This window comes from Aequorivita viscosa, assembly GCF_900106795.1.
Taxonomy (GTDB): Bacteria; Bacteroidota; Bacteroidia; order Flavobacteriales; family Flavobacteriaceae; genus Aequorivita; species Aequorivita viscosa.
Map to the genome: position 1 here is coordinate 17,632 of NZ_FNNS01000029.1, position 17,026 is coordinate 34,657.

General features: G+C 37.8%; 15 protein-coding genes. 8 read left to right on the forward strand and 7 right to left on the reverse strand.

Going from position 1 to position 17,026, the window contains the following annotated elements:
• Nucleotides 1–57: 57 nt before the first annotated feature.
• From lpdA to BLW28_RS13920, 4 genes are all read right to left on the reverse strand, one after another.
• Complete coding sequence (gene lpdA, locus BLW28_RS13900) at nt 58–1,434, reverse strand: dihydrolipoyl dehydrogenase (RefSeq protein WP_073221439.1); 1,377 nt, start codon at nt 1,432–1,434, stop codon at nt 58–60.
• 450 nt (nt 1,435–1,884) lie between these two features.
• Nucleotides 1,885–2,289, reverse strand: coding sequence for a peptide-methionine (R)-S-oxide reductase MsrB (msrB, locus tag BLW28_RS13910; protein ID WP_073221446.1), 405 nt, complete (start codon nt 2,287–2,289; stop codon nt 1,885–1,887).
• Entirely contained in the window at nt 2,282–2,770 is a 489-nt protein-coding gene (gene msrB / locus BLW28_RS13915) for a peptide-methionine (R)-S-oxide reductase MsrB (protein ID WP_073221448.1), read from the reverse strand. Before msrB (BLW28_RS13915) ends, msrB (BLW28_RS13910) begins: the two co-directional genes overlap by 8 nt.
• On the reverse strand, nt 2,770–3,306 hold the full coding sequence (locus tag BLW28_RS13920; protein ID WP_073221451.1) for a hypothetical protein: 537 nt from the start codon (nt 3,304–3,306) through the stop codon (nt 2,770–2,772). Before BLW28_RS13920 ends, msrB (BLW28_RS13915) begins: the two co-directional genes overlap by 1 nt.
• A gap of 461 nt (nt 3,307–3,767) precedes the next feature.
• Between BLW28_RS13920 and BLW28_RS13925 the strand changes: the two genes are divergently transcribed.
• The 3 genes from BLW28_RS13925 to BLW28_RS13935 all read left to right on the forward strand — a co-directional run bounded on the left by BLW28_RS13925 (nt 3,768) and on the right by BLW28_RS13935 (nt 7,466).
• Complete coding sequence (locus BLW28_RS13925) at nt 3,768–4,586, forward strand: M48 family metallopeptidase (RefSeq protein ID WP_073221453.1); 819 nt, start codon at nt 3,768–3,770, stop codon at nt 4,584–4,586.
• A gap of 93 nt (nt 4,587–4,679) precedes the next feature.
• Nucleotides 4,680–5,999, forward strand: coding sequence for an MFS transporter (locus tag BLW28_RS13930; RefSeq protein WP_073221456.1), 1,320 nt, complete (start codon nt 4,680–4,682; stop codon nt 5,997–5,999).
• Between the two features lie 48 nt (nt 6,000–6,047).
• Nucleotides 6,048–7,466 carry a DUF6252 domain-containing protein gene (locus BLW28_RS13935; RefSeq protein WP_073221459.1) on the forward strand — a complete coding sequence of 473 codons (1,419 nt, stop codon included), beginning with the start codon at nt 6,048–6,050 and terminating at the stop codon, nt 7,464–7,466.
• 111 nt (nt 7,467–7,577) lie between these two features.
• Here BLW28_RS13935 and bshB1 read toward each other — a convergent pair whose 3' ends face one another.
• Nucleotides 7,578–8,294, reverse strand: a complete 717-nt coding sequence (gene bshB1 / locus BLW28_RS13940; RefSeq protein WP_073221462.1) for a bacillithiol biosynthesis deacetylase BshB1 — start codon at nt 8,292–8,294, stop codon at nt 7,578–7,580.
• Nucleotides 8,295–8,513: 219 nt separating this feature from the next.
• Nucleotides 8,514–9,677 carry a trans-sulfuration enzyme family protein gene (locus tag BLW28_RS13945; protein WP_073221464.1) on the reverse strand — a complete coding sequence of 388 codons (1,164 nt, stop codon included), beginning with the start codon at nt 9,675–9,677 and terminating at the stop codon, nt 8,514–8,516.
• A 333-nt stretch (nt 9,678–10,010) separates the two neighbouring features.
• On the opposite strand from BLW28_RS13945, the gene BLW28_RS13950 reads away from it, so the two are divergent.
• From BLW28_RS13950 to BLW28_RS13970, 5 genes are all read left to right on the forward strand, one after another.
• The gene (locus tag BLW28_RS13950; protein ID WP_073221467.1) at nt 10,011–10,853 is read left to right on the forward strand and encodes a universal stress protein; all 843 of its coding nucleotides are present in this window, start codon (nt 10,011–10,013) and stop codon (nt 10,851–10,853) included.
• Between the two features lie 170 nt (nt 10,854–11,023).
• On the forward strand, nt 11,024–12,262 hold the full coding sequence (gene hutI, locus BLW28_RS13955; RefSeq protein ID WP_073221470.1) for an imidazolonepropionase: 1,239 nt from the start codon (nt 11,024–11,026) through the stop codon (nt 12,260–12,262).
• Nucleotides 12,259–13,266: a formimidoylglutamase gene (locus tag BLW28_RS13960; RefSeq protein ID WP_073221473.1), complete on the forward strand. Its 1,008-nt coding sequence runs from the start codon at nt 12,259–12,261 to the stop codon at nt 13,264–13,266. The genes hutI and BLW28_RS13960 overlap by 4 nt, the downstream gene beginning before the upstream one ends.
• A gap of 52 nt (nt 13,267–13,318) precedes the next feature.
• The gene (locus BLW28_RS13965; protein ID WP_073221476.1) at nt 13,319–13,891 is read left to right on the forward strand and encodes a non-canonical purine NTP diphosphatase; all 573 of its coding nucleotides are present in this window, start codon (nt 13,319–13,321) and stop codon (nt 13,889–13,891) included.
• A gap of 262 nt (nt 13,892–14,153) precedes the next feature.
• A complete protein-coding gene (locus tag BLW28_RS13970; protein WP_073221479.1) occupies nt 14,154–15,965 on the forward strand; it encodes a DEAD/DEAH box helicase in 1,812 nt (603 codons plus the stop codon).
• 734 nt (nt 15,966–16,699) lie between these two features.
• On the opposite strand, the gene BLW28_RS13975 is transcribed toward BLW28_RS13970, so the two are convergent.
• Nucleotides 16,700–17,026 (reverse strand): transposase (locus tag BLW28_RS13975; RefSeq protein WP_143036896.1); only part of this gene is annotated, 327 nt, incomplete at its 5' end.

Sequence of the window (17,026 nt, forward strand, 5' to 3'; positions counted from 1 at the left end):
TCTAGCATCTAGCATCTAGCATCTAGCATCTAGCATCTAGCATCTAGCATCTAGCATCTACAAATGAATAACCTCTCCATACGCATCAGCAACTGCTTCCATAACAGCTTCGCTCATTGTAGGGTGTGGATGGATTGTTTTTAATACTTCGTGTCCTGTGGTTTCTAGTTTTCTTCCTAAAACAGCTTCAGCAATCATATCGGTAACGCCGGCACCAATCATATGGCAGCCTAACCATTCACCGTATTTCGCGTCGAAAATAACTTTTACAAAACCGTCTTTTTCACCAGAAGCACTTGCTTTTCCGCTAGCAGAGAATGGGAATTTACCCACTTTAAGTTCGTAACCTGCTTCTTTAGCTTGCTTTTCTGTCATCCCAACACTTGCAATTTCTGGGCTTGCATACGTACATCCAGGAATGTTTCCGTAATCGATAGGCTCTACATTAAGCCCTGCGATTTTTTCAACACAGGTAATTCCTTCAGCAGAAGCAACGTGAGCTAAGGCAGGACCCGGAACAACATCGCCAATTGCATAATAGCCAGGAATGTTAGTTTGATAAAAATCGTTTACTTGAATTTTGCCTTTGTCGGTTACAATACCAACTTCTTCTAGACCAATATTTTCAAGGTTTGAAGCAATTCCAACAGCAGAAAGAACAATTTCAGCTTCAAGGGTTTCTTCTCCTTTTTTAGTTTTTACAGTTGCCTTTACAAGCTTTCCAGAAGTGTCTAATTTTTCAACAGAAGAATTAGTCATTACCTTAATCCCTGCCTTTTTAAAAGAACGTTCAAATTGCTTTGAAACGTCTTCGTCTTCAAGCGGCACAAGGTTTGGTAAAAATTCTACGATAGTAACCTTAGTTCCCATAGAATTGAAGAAGTGTGCAAATTCAGAACCAATGGCGCCACTTCCTACAACAATCATACTTTCAGGCTGCTTTTTAAGCGTCATCGCTTCGCGATACCCAATAACTTTTTTACCATCTTGCTTCAGGTTTGGCAGTTCGCGTGAACGTGCTCCCGTAGCAATAATAATATGGTCTGCAGTGTATTCTTTTCCTTCAACGTCAACTTTCTTCCCAGGTTTTAATTTTCCAAGGCCTTCAATTACGTCAATTTTATTTTTCTTCATCAAGAACTGAACACCTTTGCTCATTCCTTCTGCAACACCACGGCTTCTGTCTACAACTTTTCCGAAGTCTTTGTCAAATTCTTTTACGGTAAGTCCGTAACTATCGGCGTGTTTGAGGTAGTCAAAAACTTGGGCGCTTTTTAAAAGTGCTTTGGTAGGGATACATCCCCAGTTTAGACAAACTCCTCCAAGGTTTTCTTTTTCAACAATGGCGGTTTTTAATCCCAATTGGGAGGCTCTAATGGCGGCAACATATCCACCTGGGCCGCTTCCTAAAACTATTACGTCGTATTTGCTCATTTCTTGATTTTATGTGTATTTCTTTTGAAGGCACGAATTTACGAAATTCAAAAGGAAAAAATTCAAATTCCAAAATCAAAATGAAATCCGAATTGAAAACGAAAACTAAAATGAAATCGAAATGGGCTATTCAATTAGCAAAAAATAGCAAACCCCAAGTAACTTTTGATGTTATTGGGGTTTTGATGTTTAATTAAATAATAACTCTATTGCTTATCCGCAAAACCTCATAAAGCTACGAATTGTGACATTATGGTAATTTGTGTATTAAGTCTCTAAAAGCAAATAGTACTGCTTATTCTACGTTCAACCGCGTAATCTGCAGGATATTTATTGCATTCTTAAATTTTTGTTCCTGCTGATTTGCTGCGCCAGTTTGCAATCATTCGGGTTGAAGATATTCGCTTACTTTTTTATCTACTGACAAAAAACGGATGTACAATTGCTTTTTTAATCCTTCTTAAAATCTAATGAAAGGGAGTTTATGCAGTAGCGCTGTCCGGTTTCTGTAGGGCCATCGTTAAAGATATGTCCCAAATGACTACCACAGTTGGCGCAAAGTGTCTCGATGCGAATCATACCGTGACTGGTGTCTTTTACATATTCGATAGAACCTTCAATAGCATCATCAAAAGAAGGCCAGCCACAGTTGCTTTCAAACTTCTGGTCGCTTTTAAATAAAGCTGTGTTGCACGCGCCACACGTATAAACACCGTTTTCAAAATGTAAGTTGTATTCGCCGGTTCTAGGGAATTCAGTTCCTTTTTCGCGGAGAATATGATATCGTTTTTCGCCCAATGCTTCTCGCCATTCAGCTTCCGATTTGTTTATGGGGTATTTATTTGGGTTATTCATTTTCTGGGATAAATTTTAAGGCAACGCCATTAATACAATGTCTTTTGCCAGTTGTTTCTTTTGGGCCGTCATTAAAAACGTGACCTAAATGCCCACCACAAGTTGCGCAATGTTCTTCCAAAATGGTGTAACCCATTTGTTTTTCTTCAGAATAGGATACCTTGCCCTCAATTGCGCGGTCAAAACTTGGCCAGCCTGTACCACTATCAAATTTGTGTTTGCTCTCAAAAACCGCAGTGCCGCATCCAGCACAGTAATAGGTTCCTGGTTGGTAATTGTTGTTTAGCTCACTGCTAAAGGCGCGTTCGGTTCCGTTTTTTCGCAATACGTGATAAGCCATCGGAGATAATTCTTCCTGCCATTGCTTTTCAGTTTTAACAACTTCGTAACGTGGGTTTTCTGTGGGTTTGCTTTTCTGAGCTGGTGAATTACAGCTAAAAAGTAATGCGCTTAAGATTGCTATGATACTTAAATATTTCATTATAGGTTTTCAATTATATTTATTTCGGCATCAGTAGTTTTCATTACTTCTAAGATGTCTTCCATAGAAGGATTCGTTTTTGCAAATTCAGCTGGAACAACCGCAATTCTAAATATTTGATTTCTAGAATCGCCAGGAGCAATATTTGTTAACGGAAAGTTTCCTTCAATTGTAAATTGTACATCTACAAAGGTGTGATTGAAGTTATATTGGAAAAAGTCGCCTGTACCATCGTTGTAAAAAACGCTTTGCGGCAACTGGGTCCAGATATCGGCTGTTTCTCCATTTCCTAAACTTGTCTGTCCCGAATATCTGTAGGCCAATACAACATCACTTTCGTAAACAGTAAACGGAAATGCGTAAAATCCAGAATATAATTGATTAAATTCTGCATCGTAATCGTAAACACTTACGGTGGTTTCAAAAACATTTGCATAAACCAAACCGCCTGCAGGTCCTGGAGGCCCTGTGTCGCCAGTACAAGATGTAAAAATGATAGTCGTGGATAGGGCTAAAAAGAGAATAATATTTTTCATAATTGCTGATGTTTAAGGGTTATGAATTCAAATTTACAAAAGTCGTTCCAAGTTTTTGATAATCGATAAATTTAAGTGGTTCGCTTCGACTTCACTATTAAAAAAAGACTAAAGTTTTGTTTTACTATCACTGTTGTCTGATTAAAATTTAGATATTCCTATTAAAGTCAGACCAACAAAGATTTTAGGCTATTTAGCTTAATGATGACCTTCCTTTTTATCTTATTTATAAACAAAACCAAAATATTAAAATGCAATCTGATTTAAAATACTTAAGTGTTCATTCACAATGGGTTGCGTTTCTAGTCTTGGCTCTTGGTTCTTGTAGCGCAGCGGTCTTGTTTCTTTCCTCGGACAATACTGTTTTACTATCTTTCTTTGCATCAGCTTTTTTAGAAAAACTTTAATACAGTGCCTTAAATTATATAGTTAATTTTGCTTCGTTATAAAACCAAAAAAATATGAAATTCAAACTAACTATATCATTGCTTGCCGTTGCTTTATTTGCAATTGGTTGTGCAACAAACCCTTTTACGGGCGAAAAAACATTGGCTTTGGTTCCAAACTCACAGATTTTACCGATGGCGTTTCAGCAGTACGATCAGTTTTTGTCTGAACATAAGGTGGTGAAAAATACCACAGATGCACGTATGGTACATGACGTGGGAAATAAAATTGCCGCTGCGGCCGAAAAATATTTGAAAGCGAATGGATATGCAGGATATTTAGCTGATTATAGATGGGAATACAACTTGGTTGATAGCCCTGAAGTAAACGCTTGGTGTATGCCAGGAGGAAAGATTGTAATTTATACAGGAATACTGCCTGTTACAAAAAATGAAGCAGGTTTAGCAGCAGTTATGGGGCACGAGGTAGCTCACGCACTTGCAAATCACGGACAACAGCGAATGAGTGCTGCACAAGTGCAACAATTAGGTGCAGTTGCTGGAAACATAGCGCTTGCCGAAAATCCTGAAAACCAAGCTTTGTTCAATACTGCTTATGGTTTGGGTACAAATGTGGGCGTAATGTTGCCTTTTAGTAGAAGCCACGAAACCGAAGCCGATAAAATTGGGCTTACGTTAATGGCTATTGCAGGATATGATCCTATTGTAGCCGCCCAACTTTGGGAACGTATGCAAGCACAACAACAAGGTGCGCCACCAGAGTTTTTAAGCACTCACCCTGCCAGTAGCACTCGAATTAACAATATAAACTCTTGGGCAGCGTCTGCAAGGGCTGAAGCTAGAAAGTATGGTGTTACCACCTTCAGGAAGTAATTTTTATAGCAGAAATACACCATTAAATTTTTGAAATCCCGCGATGAGCGGGATTTTTTATTAGTTTAGCGTTCCAAATTCTGAAAATCAATTATGCCTAAATTAGCCAAAGGAAGTAAAAAGCTGTTATTTGCATGGGCATTTTATGATTGGGCAAATTCTGTTTACACGCTTGTAATTGCGTCTGCAATTTTCCCTATTTATTATCAAGCGCTTTTCAAGGCTGCCGATGTCGAAACTGTAATGGTCTTTGGCGGACAAATTCGAAGCACTCCTTTAATAAGCTATACTACAGCCGCCGCTTTTTTACTAATTGCATTTATTTCGCCATTGCTTTCAGGAATAGCAGACTATGTAGGAAATAAGAAGAGTTTTATGAAGTTCTTCTGTTACCTAGGCGCATTCTCGTGTATTGGACTCTATTTTTTTAATATCGAGAATATTCTCGTTAGCCTAATGTGCTACTTTTTTGGATTGGTTGGGTATTGGGGAAGTCTTGTTTTTTACAATTCGTATTTGCCAGATGTAGCCTATCCTGAACAACAAGACAAAATTAGCGGTCGTGGGTTTTCATTAGGATATATTGGCAGTGTGTTGTTGCTGTTGTTCAACTTGGCAATGGTAATGAAACCCGAGTGGTTTGGGTTGGGTGAAGGCAATGAAGCGAGTATGGCAGCCATGAGATGGTCCTTTGTTACTGTGGGAATTTGGTGGATGGTTTTTAGTCAATACTCATTCTACTTTCTTCCGCAAGGAAATAAAAGCAAAGGAAAGGTTACTCCAAAAATACTTTTAAACGGATTCCGGGAACTAAAAGGTGTGCAAGATTCGATTGTAGAAAACTTACAACTGAAACGATATCTCATTGCCTTTTTCGTGTATAGTATGGCGGTGCAAACTGTTTTGTTGGTTGCTACTTATTTTGGAGAACAAGAAATAGGCTGGGGCGGAGATGATGAAAAAACGATTGGATTAATTTCTAGTATTTTAATTATTCAATTGGTGGCTGTGTTAGGTGCGGAACTAACATCATTAGCTTCACGCAAATTTGGAAACATCCCTGTTTTGGTTGTAATTAATATTATTTGGGTTGCTATTTGTATTGTTGCCTATTCCATAACTAGCCCGCTTCAATTTTATATTACAGCTGGTGTTGTAGGAATGGTGATGGGTGGAATTCAGTCGCTTTCCCGTTCTACGTATTCAAAATTTTTGCCAGAAACGAAGGATACAACTTCGTATTTTAGCTTCTATGATGTTGCCGAAAAAATAGGAATTGTAATAGGAATGTTGCTATACGGATTTATAGATCAAATCACTGGGAGTATGCGAAACTCCATATTATTCTTAGTCATCTTCTTTTTATCGGGAGTTTTTTTACTACTAAGAGTGCCAAAGAATAAAACCAATTAAACAATTTTTGTTTAAGTTTGCGGTTATTACCTCACAAACTATTTACTGATGAAGAATACACATTTTTTAAAAGGGTTGCTATTAGTTTTTTTAGCGTTTCAATTTTTTTCTTGTGAAGATGAACCGCTGATAAGCGATGACCCGACTTCAATTGAGGCTGGACAGTTTAGAGCTTCTGTCGCAGATCAAGAGTTTCTTGCTACTAATATAGTTGCGTCATTATCGGCCACTAACGATTTGCAGATTGTAGGAACTAAATCAAGCGGCGAAAGCATCTCACTTTCCATAACAAATGCTAGAATGGGAACTTTTAGCTTAAATTGGGATGGATCATCACAAAACCTAGCAATTTATGTTGATGGTTTTCCTAATACAATGCCTTATACAACTATAAGTGAAGGTGGTGGATCTGGAGAAATGGTTATTACTGAAGTAGATGCCGAAGCAAGTACAATTTCGGGAACATTTAACTTTGTTGGTATTCGTATTAAAGTAGATGATGAAGGAAACCCGGTTATGGATGGCGATGGACTGCCTGTAATGGAAACTGTAAACATTACTAATGGTGTTTTTAATACAATTCCGTTTGTTCAAGGCGATGGTGATGGTGACGGAGATGGTGATGGCGATGGTGACGGCGATGGAGATGGAGACGGTGAAACTCCAGTAAATGAGTTTTTTGCTAAAGTAGACGGTGTTGATTTTGTAACAGATTCTATTTCAGTTTCAGAACCGGTAATTGGAAATGTACCAATGTTAAAAATAGAAGCACGTTCAACCAATTTTGATAAAATTCGTATCGATATACCAAGATATATTGGACTAGGAACGTTTGATATGGAGAGTATTTCTGACGGTACCAAATTAATCGGACTATACAGAGCGAGTGGAGGTAGAGAGAACCTTACGTCAAACCCAGGTACAATAACAATTACCGAACTTGATTTGGTAGCAGGGAAATTAACGGCATCATTCCAATTTACTGGTAAAGATCCTTTAGGTGAAGACCCAACAGTTGTTGAAGTAAACCAAGGTAGCTTTACTGTTTACTTTGAAGGTGTTCCTGGCGCAAACAATATGTTTAAGGCGAAAATTAATGGCGCAGATTATATTGCAACTGCTGTTAATGTTTCAAACTCGGTTGTAAACCAATATCCGCGAATAGCTTTGACTACCGTGGTAGGTGAGCAAAAAATGGAAATTAGTTTCCCAGCTACTATAACAGAAGGTACTCACCAAATGGGTCCAGAAATTGACGCTGGAAATGAAATTGTAGCAGTTTATGCACCAATCATGGGAACTTCAATAGATTATGTATCTCAATCGGGAACTTTTACAGTTACCAATTACGATTTTCAAACAGGAATTATCGAAGGAACTTTTAATTTTACTGCTGTAGATCCAGCAGGACAAGACCCTACTGTATATGAGGTAACAGTTGGAGAGTTTATGGCAATACTAGAATAATATCAAATTCTTAGAAATACCAAAGCCGACTTTGTTTTAACAGAGTCGGCTTTTTTCATGTGTAAGTAGTAAAACAGCTTTATAAAAGCGTTTTGAATAATGCAAAACGCTTTAAATTAGGTCGTACAAAGACTTTACACCTACGTATCTTTCGGTAGTAAATCCTTCAGCGTATTCTACACCAATTAATCTTCCTAAGTCCTGTGCGCGATACGTTATACTGTCTCTGAAGTTTGTTGAGGTGATTGGAGTTTCGGGTTCGTTGGTGCCTTCTTGATGAAACTGGCTTTTAAACGCAAAAACAGTTTCTAGCTTTTTATCTAAGAAATCAGTTACATCTACCACAAAGTCGGGCTCAATATTTTTCCATTGAATGTAATGATACACGTGTTTGGGTCGCCAAGCTTTTTGATTATTGCCTTCCATAATAGTTTCAATTTTCTGCAAACCACTTAAAAAGCACGCGTCGCTGGCTAATTTGCTCGCTGCAGCGTGATCTATATGGCGGTCGTCGATGGCATTACAAATCACGATATCTGGTTGATACTTTCGAATAATTTTTATTATCTCTAGTTTAGAAGCGGCATTGTTTACTACAAAGCCGTCTGAAAACTCAAGATTATGTCTAAACGATGCGCCTAAGATTTCTGCAGCATTTTTAGCTTCTTTTTCACGTATTTCTGGAGTGCCTCGAGTGCCTAACTCACCACGTGTAAGGTCTAATAGGCCTACTGTTTTTCCGTTGCTTATTTCTTTTGCCAATGTGGCGCCACAACCAAGTTCTACATCGTCTGGGTGAGCGCCAATGGCGAGTATGTCAATCTTCATTGATGTTATGTTTTTAGTATTAATTAGTAGTGAGCGATTAAAACAATTAAAAATTATATTTTATGTTGAGTAATAATAGATTTTAATAATTAACAAAGCATGCTTAATCTTTTCAAACTACTTATCGGGTTGTTAAGTGGCAAGTCGTATGTCTTACGTCTTTCAGCCTTTAGCGGTCTTACAACTGAGTCTGATACGGCTAATTATAAATCAAAATTATTATTTCTTCAGTTTTAAAATCGCTTTAAAAGCCTGTTCTAAATCTGCTTTAATATCTTCTATATCTTCAATCCCAACAGATAGTCGCAATAGGCCATCGCTTATGTTTTGTTTTATTCTGTCTTCTGGCGATAATAGTCCGTGTGAGGTTTTGGCAGGTGATAGGATAGTAGACTCCACACCAGCCAGACTCATAGAGGGTTTTATCATTTGCAAAGAGCGTAAAAACCCTTGCACGTCATACGATTCATTAATTTCAAAAGAAAGCATTCCAGTATAGCCTCGCATCTGTTTTTTGGCAATTGCATATTCAGGATGGGTTTTAAGGCCTGGGTAATACACCTTGTTTACTAATGCGTGTTTTTCGAGCCATTTGGCTACTTTCTTTGCATTTTTATTTTGAGCTTTTACGCGGATAGCCATTGTTTTCATGCTTCGCTCCAATAGCCAAACTGCGTAATCACTTAAGCTGCCACCTAGGTTTTTGGCAAGGTTCCATATTGTTTTAATGTGTTCTTCACTCGCAGCAACTGCGCCAGCACATATATCACTATGCCCGCCCATATATTTTGTGGCACTGTGAATCATAATGTCAATTCCGTAGTCAGCAGGCGTCTGATTTATCGGAGTGGCAAAGGTATTGTCTATCATCGAAACAAGTCCGTGATTTTTAGCAAGCCTTGCAATCATTTCCAAATCGGTAATTCGCATCAACGGGTTTGAAGGGGTTTCAACAAAAATAACCTTGGTATTTGACTGTATTTTTTCAGCGAAATCTGCTTCAGAAAATCCTTCGGCAAAGGAGTATTCTATTCCAAATTTATGAAACTCTTCAACTACAAAATTATACGTTCCTCCGTATAGTGTTTGAGGTAGAACAACGTGGTCACCTTTGTGTAGCAAAGCCAGCATTGTAGTGCTTACGGCTGCCATTCCGCTTCCAAAAATGAGTGCGTTCTCACTTTTTTCGAGCATGGCAATTTTTTTGCATAAGGCTTGTTGATTTGGGGTGTTGAAATAGCGAGGATAGCGTTTTACTTCAACGTCTTCAAAAGCATAACTGCTAGACATATATAAAGGCGAAATAGCACCTTTAAACTGTTTGTCTTCTACTTCTCCTACGTGGGTGCATATCGTGTTTAAACCTAGGTTTTTTGAGTTCATTTTTATAAATTTTAAGGAGCTTAAAGGTATAAATTATAATCAAACTTTTTCGGTATTTCTCCCTGTGATATGTTGAATTTTCAATGTTTATGACGGTAATGATAAGTAAGGTAAAGTGATTGAATTCCTAAAGTTTTCTAAAATTTGTTTTATTGATAATAATAACTAGGTTGAAATGTCGGTTTCGGTTTAAAGATTCGTAATTTTATGAAAGGAAATTAAGTGGGTTTACTTCGAGTTAATTCTTTTAAAAAATACCTCGAGAATTGGTTGATTTAAAACTTAGCAAATTTCAAATAATTGAATTCAACATAATTTTTAAAACAGATTACAATGAAAACTATAATAGTTCCCATCGATTTTTCGGAACATTCTGAATATGCCTTGCACACTGCTGCAATTTTGGCTAAAGAACAAAATGCCGAAATTATAGCTTTACATATGCTTGAGCTCTCTACAGTACACGCATACGGCGAAGAATCCCAGAGTAAACACATTGAAAAAGCCTTGTATTATACCAAATTGGCTGAAAAAAAATTTGATGGATTTTTAAACAAAGAATATCTAAAAGGTATTTCTGTAACTCCGATAATCCGTCATTTTAAAGTGTTTAGCGAGCTAGGAGAAGTGGTGGCAGAAAACAACGCCGACCTTGTGGTAATGGGCTCAAAAGGGTCTAGTGGTTTAACTGAGTTTTTTATTGGTTCCAATACCGAAAAAGTGGTTCGGAATTCTGAAGTTCCCGTATTAGTCGTTAAAAACAAACCCATTGATTGGAATGTAAAAAAAGTGGTTTTTGCTACAGATTTTTCTGAAGAAGCGATTCCGTCATTTTCAAAATCTATTGCGCTGCTCGACGCTATGAAGGCAGATGTGCAAATGCTGTATGTAAATGTTCCCGGTGAAGGTTTTAAAGCTACCGATGAAATGGAATGGGCCGTGGAAACTTTTTTAGAACAAGCCGAAGGCAATCTTGATAGGGTGAAAGATGTCCATTTTATTGCTGATAAATCTGCTGAAAAAGGAATTTTGAAATACGCTAAAAAGGTAGATGCCGATATAGTAGCAGTAACAACTCACGGTCGTACTGGATTGGCTCGTTTTTTTGAAGGAAGCGTATCTGAAGATTTGGTAAATCACGCCGACTTTGCCATCCTATCTTTTAGAATTGATTAGAGTCCTCTTTAAAAAGCGATAGCATTTCCCAGACTGCGGTTTTGTCAATTGTAGGATAACGCTTACTTTTATTCAAAATAAGTAGAATCGGGCAACACTGCCGTATTTCTTCTGAAACTAGACTTATTAAAACCGTCTTTTAATAACATTCATTCTAAAAACTCACTCTTTTGAAACTACTTCTTACGAATATTAAAGAATTACTCCAAGTCCGTGAAAATTGTCCCGAAAAGCTTAGCGGAGCCGAAATGAAAGAGCTTCCCACACTTAAAAATGCTTGGGTTTACCTAAGCCAAGGCGTTATTGAGGATTACGGCACAATGGATAAATTGAAAGAATTTCAAGACTTTAAAACCATAGATTGTACTGGTAAAATTGTCCTGCCAACTTGGTGCGATAGTCACACGCATCTTGTATATGCTGGCAATCGAGAGCAGGAATTTGTAGATAGAATAAACGGATTGAGCTATCAGGAAATTGCAGATAACGGAGGTGGAATTGTAAATAGTGCAAAAAAACTACAACAAACCTCCGAAGAGGAGCTTTATCGCCAATCAGCAATCCGTTTGGAAGAAATAATGCGACTGGGCACTGGCGCTATCGAAATTAAAAGTGGGTACGGTCTGACGGTGGATGCCGAAATGAAAATGCTCCGAGTAGCTAAAAAACTTGCAAAAGAATATCCAATCGATATAAAGACAACATTTCTGGGAGCACACGCAATTCCTACAGAATATAAAGACAACAAGGACGGATATCTAGACTTGCTTTGTAATGAAATGATGCCCAAAGTGGCTGAAGAAAAACTGGCGGAATATGTGGATGTATTTTGTGAGAAAGGATATTTTTCTGTAGCCGATATGGAGCGCGTTTTAGAGGAAGGCAAAAAATACAACCTCATTCCAAAAGTACACGTAAACCAGTTTAATAGTATTGGAGGAATTGCTTCGGCGGTTAAATACAATGCGCTGAGCGTAGATCATTTAGAAGTAATGACCGACGAAGATATAGATGCTCTTCAAAATAGTGATACAATGCCCGTGGCGCTACCATCTTGTTCTTACTTTTTGAGTATTCCATACACGCCAGGAAGAAAAATGATAGACGCCGGACTTCCATTGGCGCTTGCTACAGACTACAACCCGGGCTCTACGCCAAGTGGAAATATGAATTTTGTAGTGGCAACAGCTTGTATAAAAATGCGATTAACACCAGAAGAAGCAATCAATGCAGCGACCATCAACGGCGCTTATGCTATGGGATTAAGCCATTCGCACGGTAGTATTACCAAAGGAAAAGCCGCGAATCTCATCATCACTAAAGAAATCCCTTCCTATGGGTATTTGCCGTATGCCTTCGGAAGTAATCTAATAGATTCTGTAATTATTAACGGTTCTGAAGTACAATGAACACTTTAAAAATTTACTCAGAAAAAGATATTGCTTCAATCGTAAAGCGAAGGGCAGGGGAGACTAAATTCGGAGAGAAAATATCGTTTATTGAAAATTTAGAAGACCTAAAGAAACATGCGTCAAAATATGTACTAGTCGGAATTCCTGAGGATATTGGTGTTCGCGCAAATCATGGAAATGCGGGAACGTCAAAAGCTTGGGGAGCTGCCTTGGGAAGTTTATTGAATATTCAATCTAACTATCTTACAAATGCCGAAAACCTAATTCTTTTAGGCGAAATAAATTGTGATGATCAAATGCAACAGGCTGAGGTTTTGATTAATTCTGAAAATTTTACTCCAGAAGCGCTAGGTGAATTGGTATCCCAGATTGATAAGAAAGTTGCTTATGTAATTGAGCAAATTATATCGGCAGGAAAGTTTCCGATACTAATTGGTGGCGGTCACAACAATAGTTATGGCAATATAAAAGGTGCTTCAAAAGGTTTAAATAATAAAATAAACTGTATTAACTTCGATGCGCATACAGATTTTAGAAGCTTAGAACATCGCCACAGTGGCAACGGGTTTTCGTATGCTTTTAACGATGGTTATTTAGATAAGTATTTCATTTTCGGACTTCATAGAAATTATACTTCCGAAGCGGTTTTCAAAACAATAAATGAGAACTCGGATCGCATAAAATTCAATCTATTTGAAGATATTTCGGTTCAACAAAAATTGACTTTTTCAGAAGCTATGGCAGAAGCAGCACGTTTTTGTGCTGATAAAAACTTCGGAATTGAACTCGACATGGATACCATCGAAATGATGGGAAGCAGTGCCCTAACTCCAAGTGGCTTTTCTGTAACTGAAGCGAGAATTTTTGTAAGTCATTTTTCAAAAAATAGTCAAGCTTGCTATCTTCATATATGCGAAGGCGCTCCAGCCTTAGGATTGTCTCCAAATCAGATAGGAAAGTCGATTGCTTATTTAGTAAGTGATGCAATATCCAACCTCTAACCTCCAACCTCTAACCTTTAACCTCCAACCTCCAATCTCCAACCTCTAAAAAATGAAACTCGTATTCGCCACCCACAATAAAAATAAGTTTGCAGAAGTAAAAGCAATGCTTCCTTCATATATTGAATTGTTTAGTTTAACCGATATTGGATGTACTGAAGACATAGCCGAAACAGCAGATACAATTGAAGGTAATGCTATTCTGAAGGCTAATTATGTCCGTGAACATTACAAGCTGGATTGTTTTGCCGATGACACAGGATTGGAGGTGAAGGCGCTTAACAATGAACCAGGGGTTTATAGTGCGCGTTATGCAGGAGCGTCTAATGATTCTAGTGCTAATATTGAAAAACTTCTAAAAAACCTTCAAGGCAAAGAAGATCGCTCAGCGAGGTTTAAAACTGCAATCGCACTTTCAATGAATCATTCCGAAATTATGTTTCTAGGAATATGTGAGGGAGAAATAACCGAAAATTTGCGAGGAGAATCCGGATTTGGCTACGACCCTGTATTTAAACCAACTGGGTTTGATAAAACATTTGCAGAGATGACGCTAACTCAAAAAAGCGAAATAGGTCACCGTGGAAAAGCAATGCGACAGCTAATAGACTATCTCTCGAAATAAGTGGCTTTAATAGCTTTCAGTTTCAGACCCCAAAGGTTTCAAAAACCTTTGGGGTCTTTTAAAGTATCACAAAAAAAAGCCAACTTTTACAATTTAATAAAAAATTTAAGTTAGTTTTGCACCCTCTTAAAATCGAAGGTTATTTCTTTCTTGATTTTAGAAAAAGTCCTCAGGGTGAGGAGTGTTATAGTGAAGCTGTCCGTTTATTATATGTCCAGTCGCTTCCCATTAGCACGATATATATTAATTTATTTCACAAAAAATGACAGCATTTAAAGCACTCGGCTTAGAAGAAAATCTTCTAAAAGCCATCACCGACATGGGTTTTGAAACCCCTTCGGAAGTACAAGAAAAAGCAATTCCAATTCTCCTAGATCGCGAAACCGATATGGTCGCCCTAGCTCAGACTGGAACTGGAAAAACTGCAGCATTTGGTTTCCCAATGTTGCAAAAAATCGACGTAAAAAGTCGTACAACACAAGGACTTATCCTTTCGCCAACACGCGAACTTTGTCTTCAAATTACAAACGAAATGATCGCTTATGGCAAGTATATGCCAGGCCTTAATGTTACCGCTATTTATGGTGGCGCCAGCATTACAGACCAAGCGCGTCAAATTAAAAGAGGTGCCCAGGTTATAGTTGCAACACCTGGCCGAATGAAAGATATGATTGGTCGTGGATTAATCGATATTTCAAAAATTGAATATTGTGTTCTCGATGAGGCTGATGAAATGCTCAATATGGGCTTTTATGATGATATTGTTGAAATTCTTTCACACTCACCAAAAGACAAAAGCACTTGGCTTTTCAGCGCAACCATGCCGAAAGAAGTTTCGACAATTGCAAAAAAGTTTATGCACGCTCCAGTAGAAATTACCGTTGGATCCAAGAACAAAGGTTCCGATCAGGTTACACACGAGTACTATTTGGTAAACGCAAGAGATCGTTACAACGCACTAAAGCGTTTGGCAGATGCAAATCCGGATATTTTCTCCGTGATTTTTTGCCGAACAAAACGCGATACCCAAAAAGTAGCTGAGCAACTTATTGAAGATGGCTATAACGCAGCTGCGTTGCACGGAGATTTAAGTCAGAGTCAGCGTGATTTAGTGATGAAATCATTCCGAAACCGTCAAATACAAATGCTTGTAGCTACCGATGTTGCTGCTCGTGGTATTGATGTGGATGATATTACACACGTGATAAACTATCAATTGCCAGATGAAATTGAAATCTATACCCACCGTAGCGGCCGAACAGGACGTGCTGGAAAAACAGGTATTTCAATGGTTATCGTTTCAAAAAGTGAAGTTCGAAAGATCAGAACTATTGAAAAGATTATCCAAAAACAGTTTGTAGCAAAGGAAATCCCTTCAGGAATGGAGATTTGTGAAGTGCAATTGTTTCACTTGGCCAATACGATTAAAGACACAAAAATAAATAATGAAATTGATGCCTACCTGCCGAAAATCAATGAGGTATTAGCTGATTTCACAAAAGAAGAATTGATTAAAAAAGTATTCTCAGTTGAGTTTACACGTTTTTTCAATTACTATAAAAAATCTAAAGATCTTAATATCTCTGGCGATCGCAGTTATGCTGAATCGGAAGATAAAGATACAGTTCGCTACTTCCTTAACATTGGAGAGAAGGACGATTTCGATTGGATGAGTTTAAAGGATTTCCTTCGTGACTTGCTTCAACTTGGAAAAGATGATGTTTATAAAGTTGATGTAAAAGATAGTTTTTCTTTCTTTAACACAGACGCAGCACATCAAGAATTGGTAATGGGAATCTTTAAAGACTTCAAATTAGAAGGCAGACAGGTTAACGTTGAAATAAGTCAAGATACAGGTCGCAGCAAAGGCGGTGGCGGTAGAGATCGCGGTAAGCGAAGAGGCAGCCGAAGTGGCGGCGGTGATGATAGAGGCGGACGTCAAGGCGATTTCAAAAAACGTCGTGGAGCTTCTTCTGATGGAGGCGATAGACCAAGGTTCAAAGGCAAAAGCCGAAGAACCAATGAGCGCCCTCAATCTGCCGGCACTGGCGGAAGACGACGAAGAAAAGTGTAATGATACATAGTTTTCATAATTAGAAAACACCATAAATTAAGAGCCCGATGAGTTTTGAATTCATTGGGCTTTTTTGTTTAAGGCCGCCATCTGTTGCTGGTAGTTTTATTTGTGAAACTCCATAAGAAACTCATAACCTTGGCGCAATATATCTATTGTTGACCTGTATTAGATGATAATCGTAATTATAAATTTCGGATAAATTATATGGCATTAAAATTAATAACGTATTCCTTGACCTCCTTCAAAAATTGAAGGTAATTATCTTCCGACCCCGTAAATTCAAAAATATTGTTCCCTTTTAAAAAATGAATTTTCTACTACTTGCATAGTCGTGATTAGCAAATAATCATTTCTAGAATTACTCATCATCCGTCGCAATTATCCAATAACAAGCTAATAGCAATTCCAGAAACCGAGTATCCCTTTACTTAAAGTATGATTACAATATCTTTATAGCGTGTTTATAGCGTGTTTATAGCGTATTTGTAGCGTGTATATAGCGTGTATATAGGGTATATTAAACGTATTATATGCCTAGATCATACATTCAAGCTTCCTTTTATATTGCGTAAAAGAAGAGGTTTTTAGAATACGCTTTGCTAAGTTAAACCAGGAACATAAATTGCCTTAAAACATACTGTTTTAAAACTTACGTCTATCAGGGTGGGCGCAGTCGAACCCGCAAAGTTCAAAGGAGCGAAAAACATATTATTCATTACCCGTTGTGCATTTTAAATAATGCTGATTTTAATATTGTTGATGTTTCTGCCAAAGATAAACTTGTTGATATATTGAATAGTTGTAAGTGCCGTTATCTTTGAGATTATCCTTGTTTTGAATCCCTTAAAGGACTTTGCATAATTGCGTCTTATCATAAACTGGTCACATAATTGTGAAAACAACGTTTCTATTCTTTTTCTCTTTTTTCTAAATATATAGGGTTGCCTCTTATATTCTTTTTGGTTCGTTCTCATTGGTGTGTTGAGCGTTATGTTACAGGTTTCAAAAAGGTTGAGCTGTATTTTTGCAGACAAATAACCTCTATCGCCAATTAACGT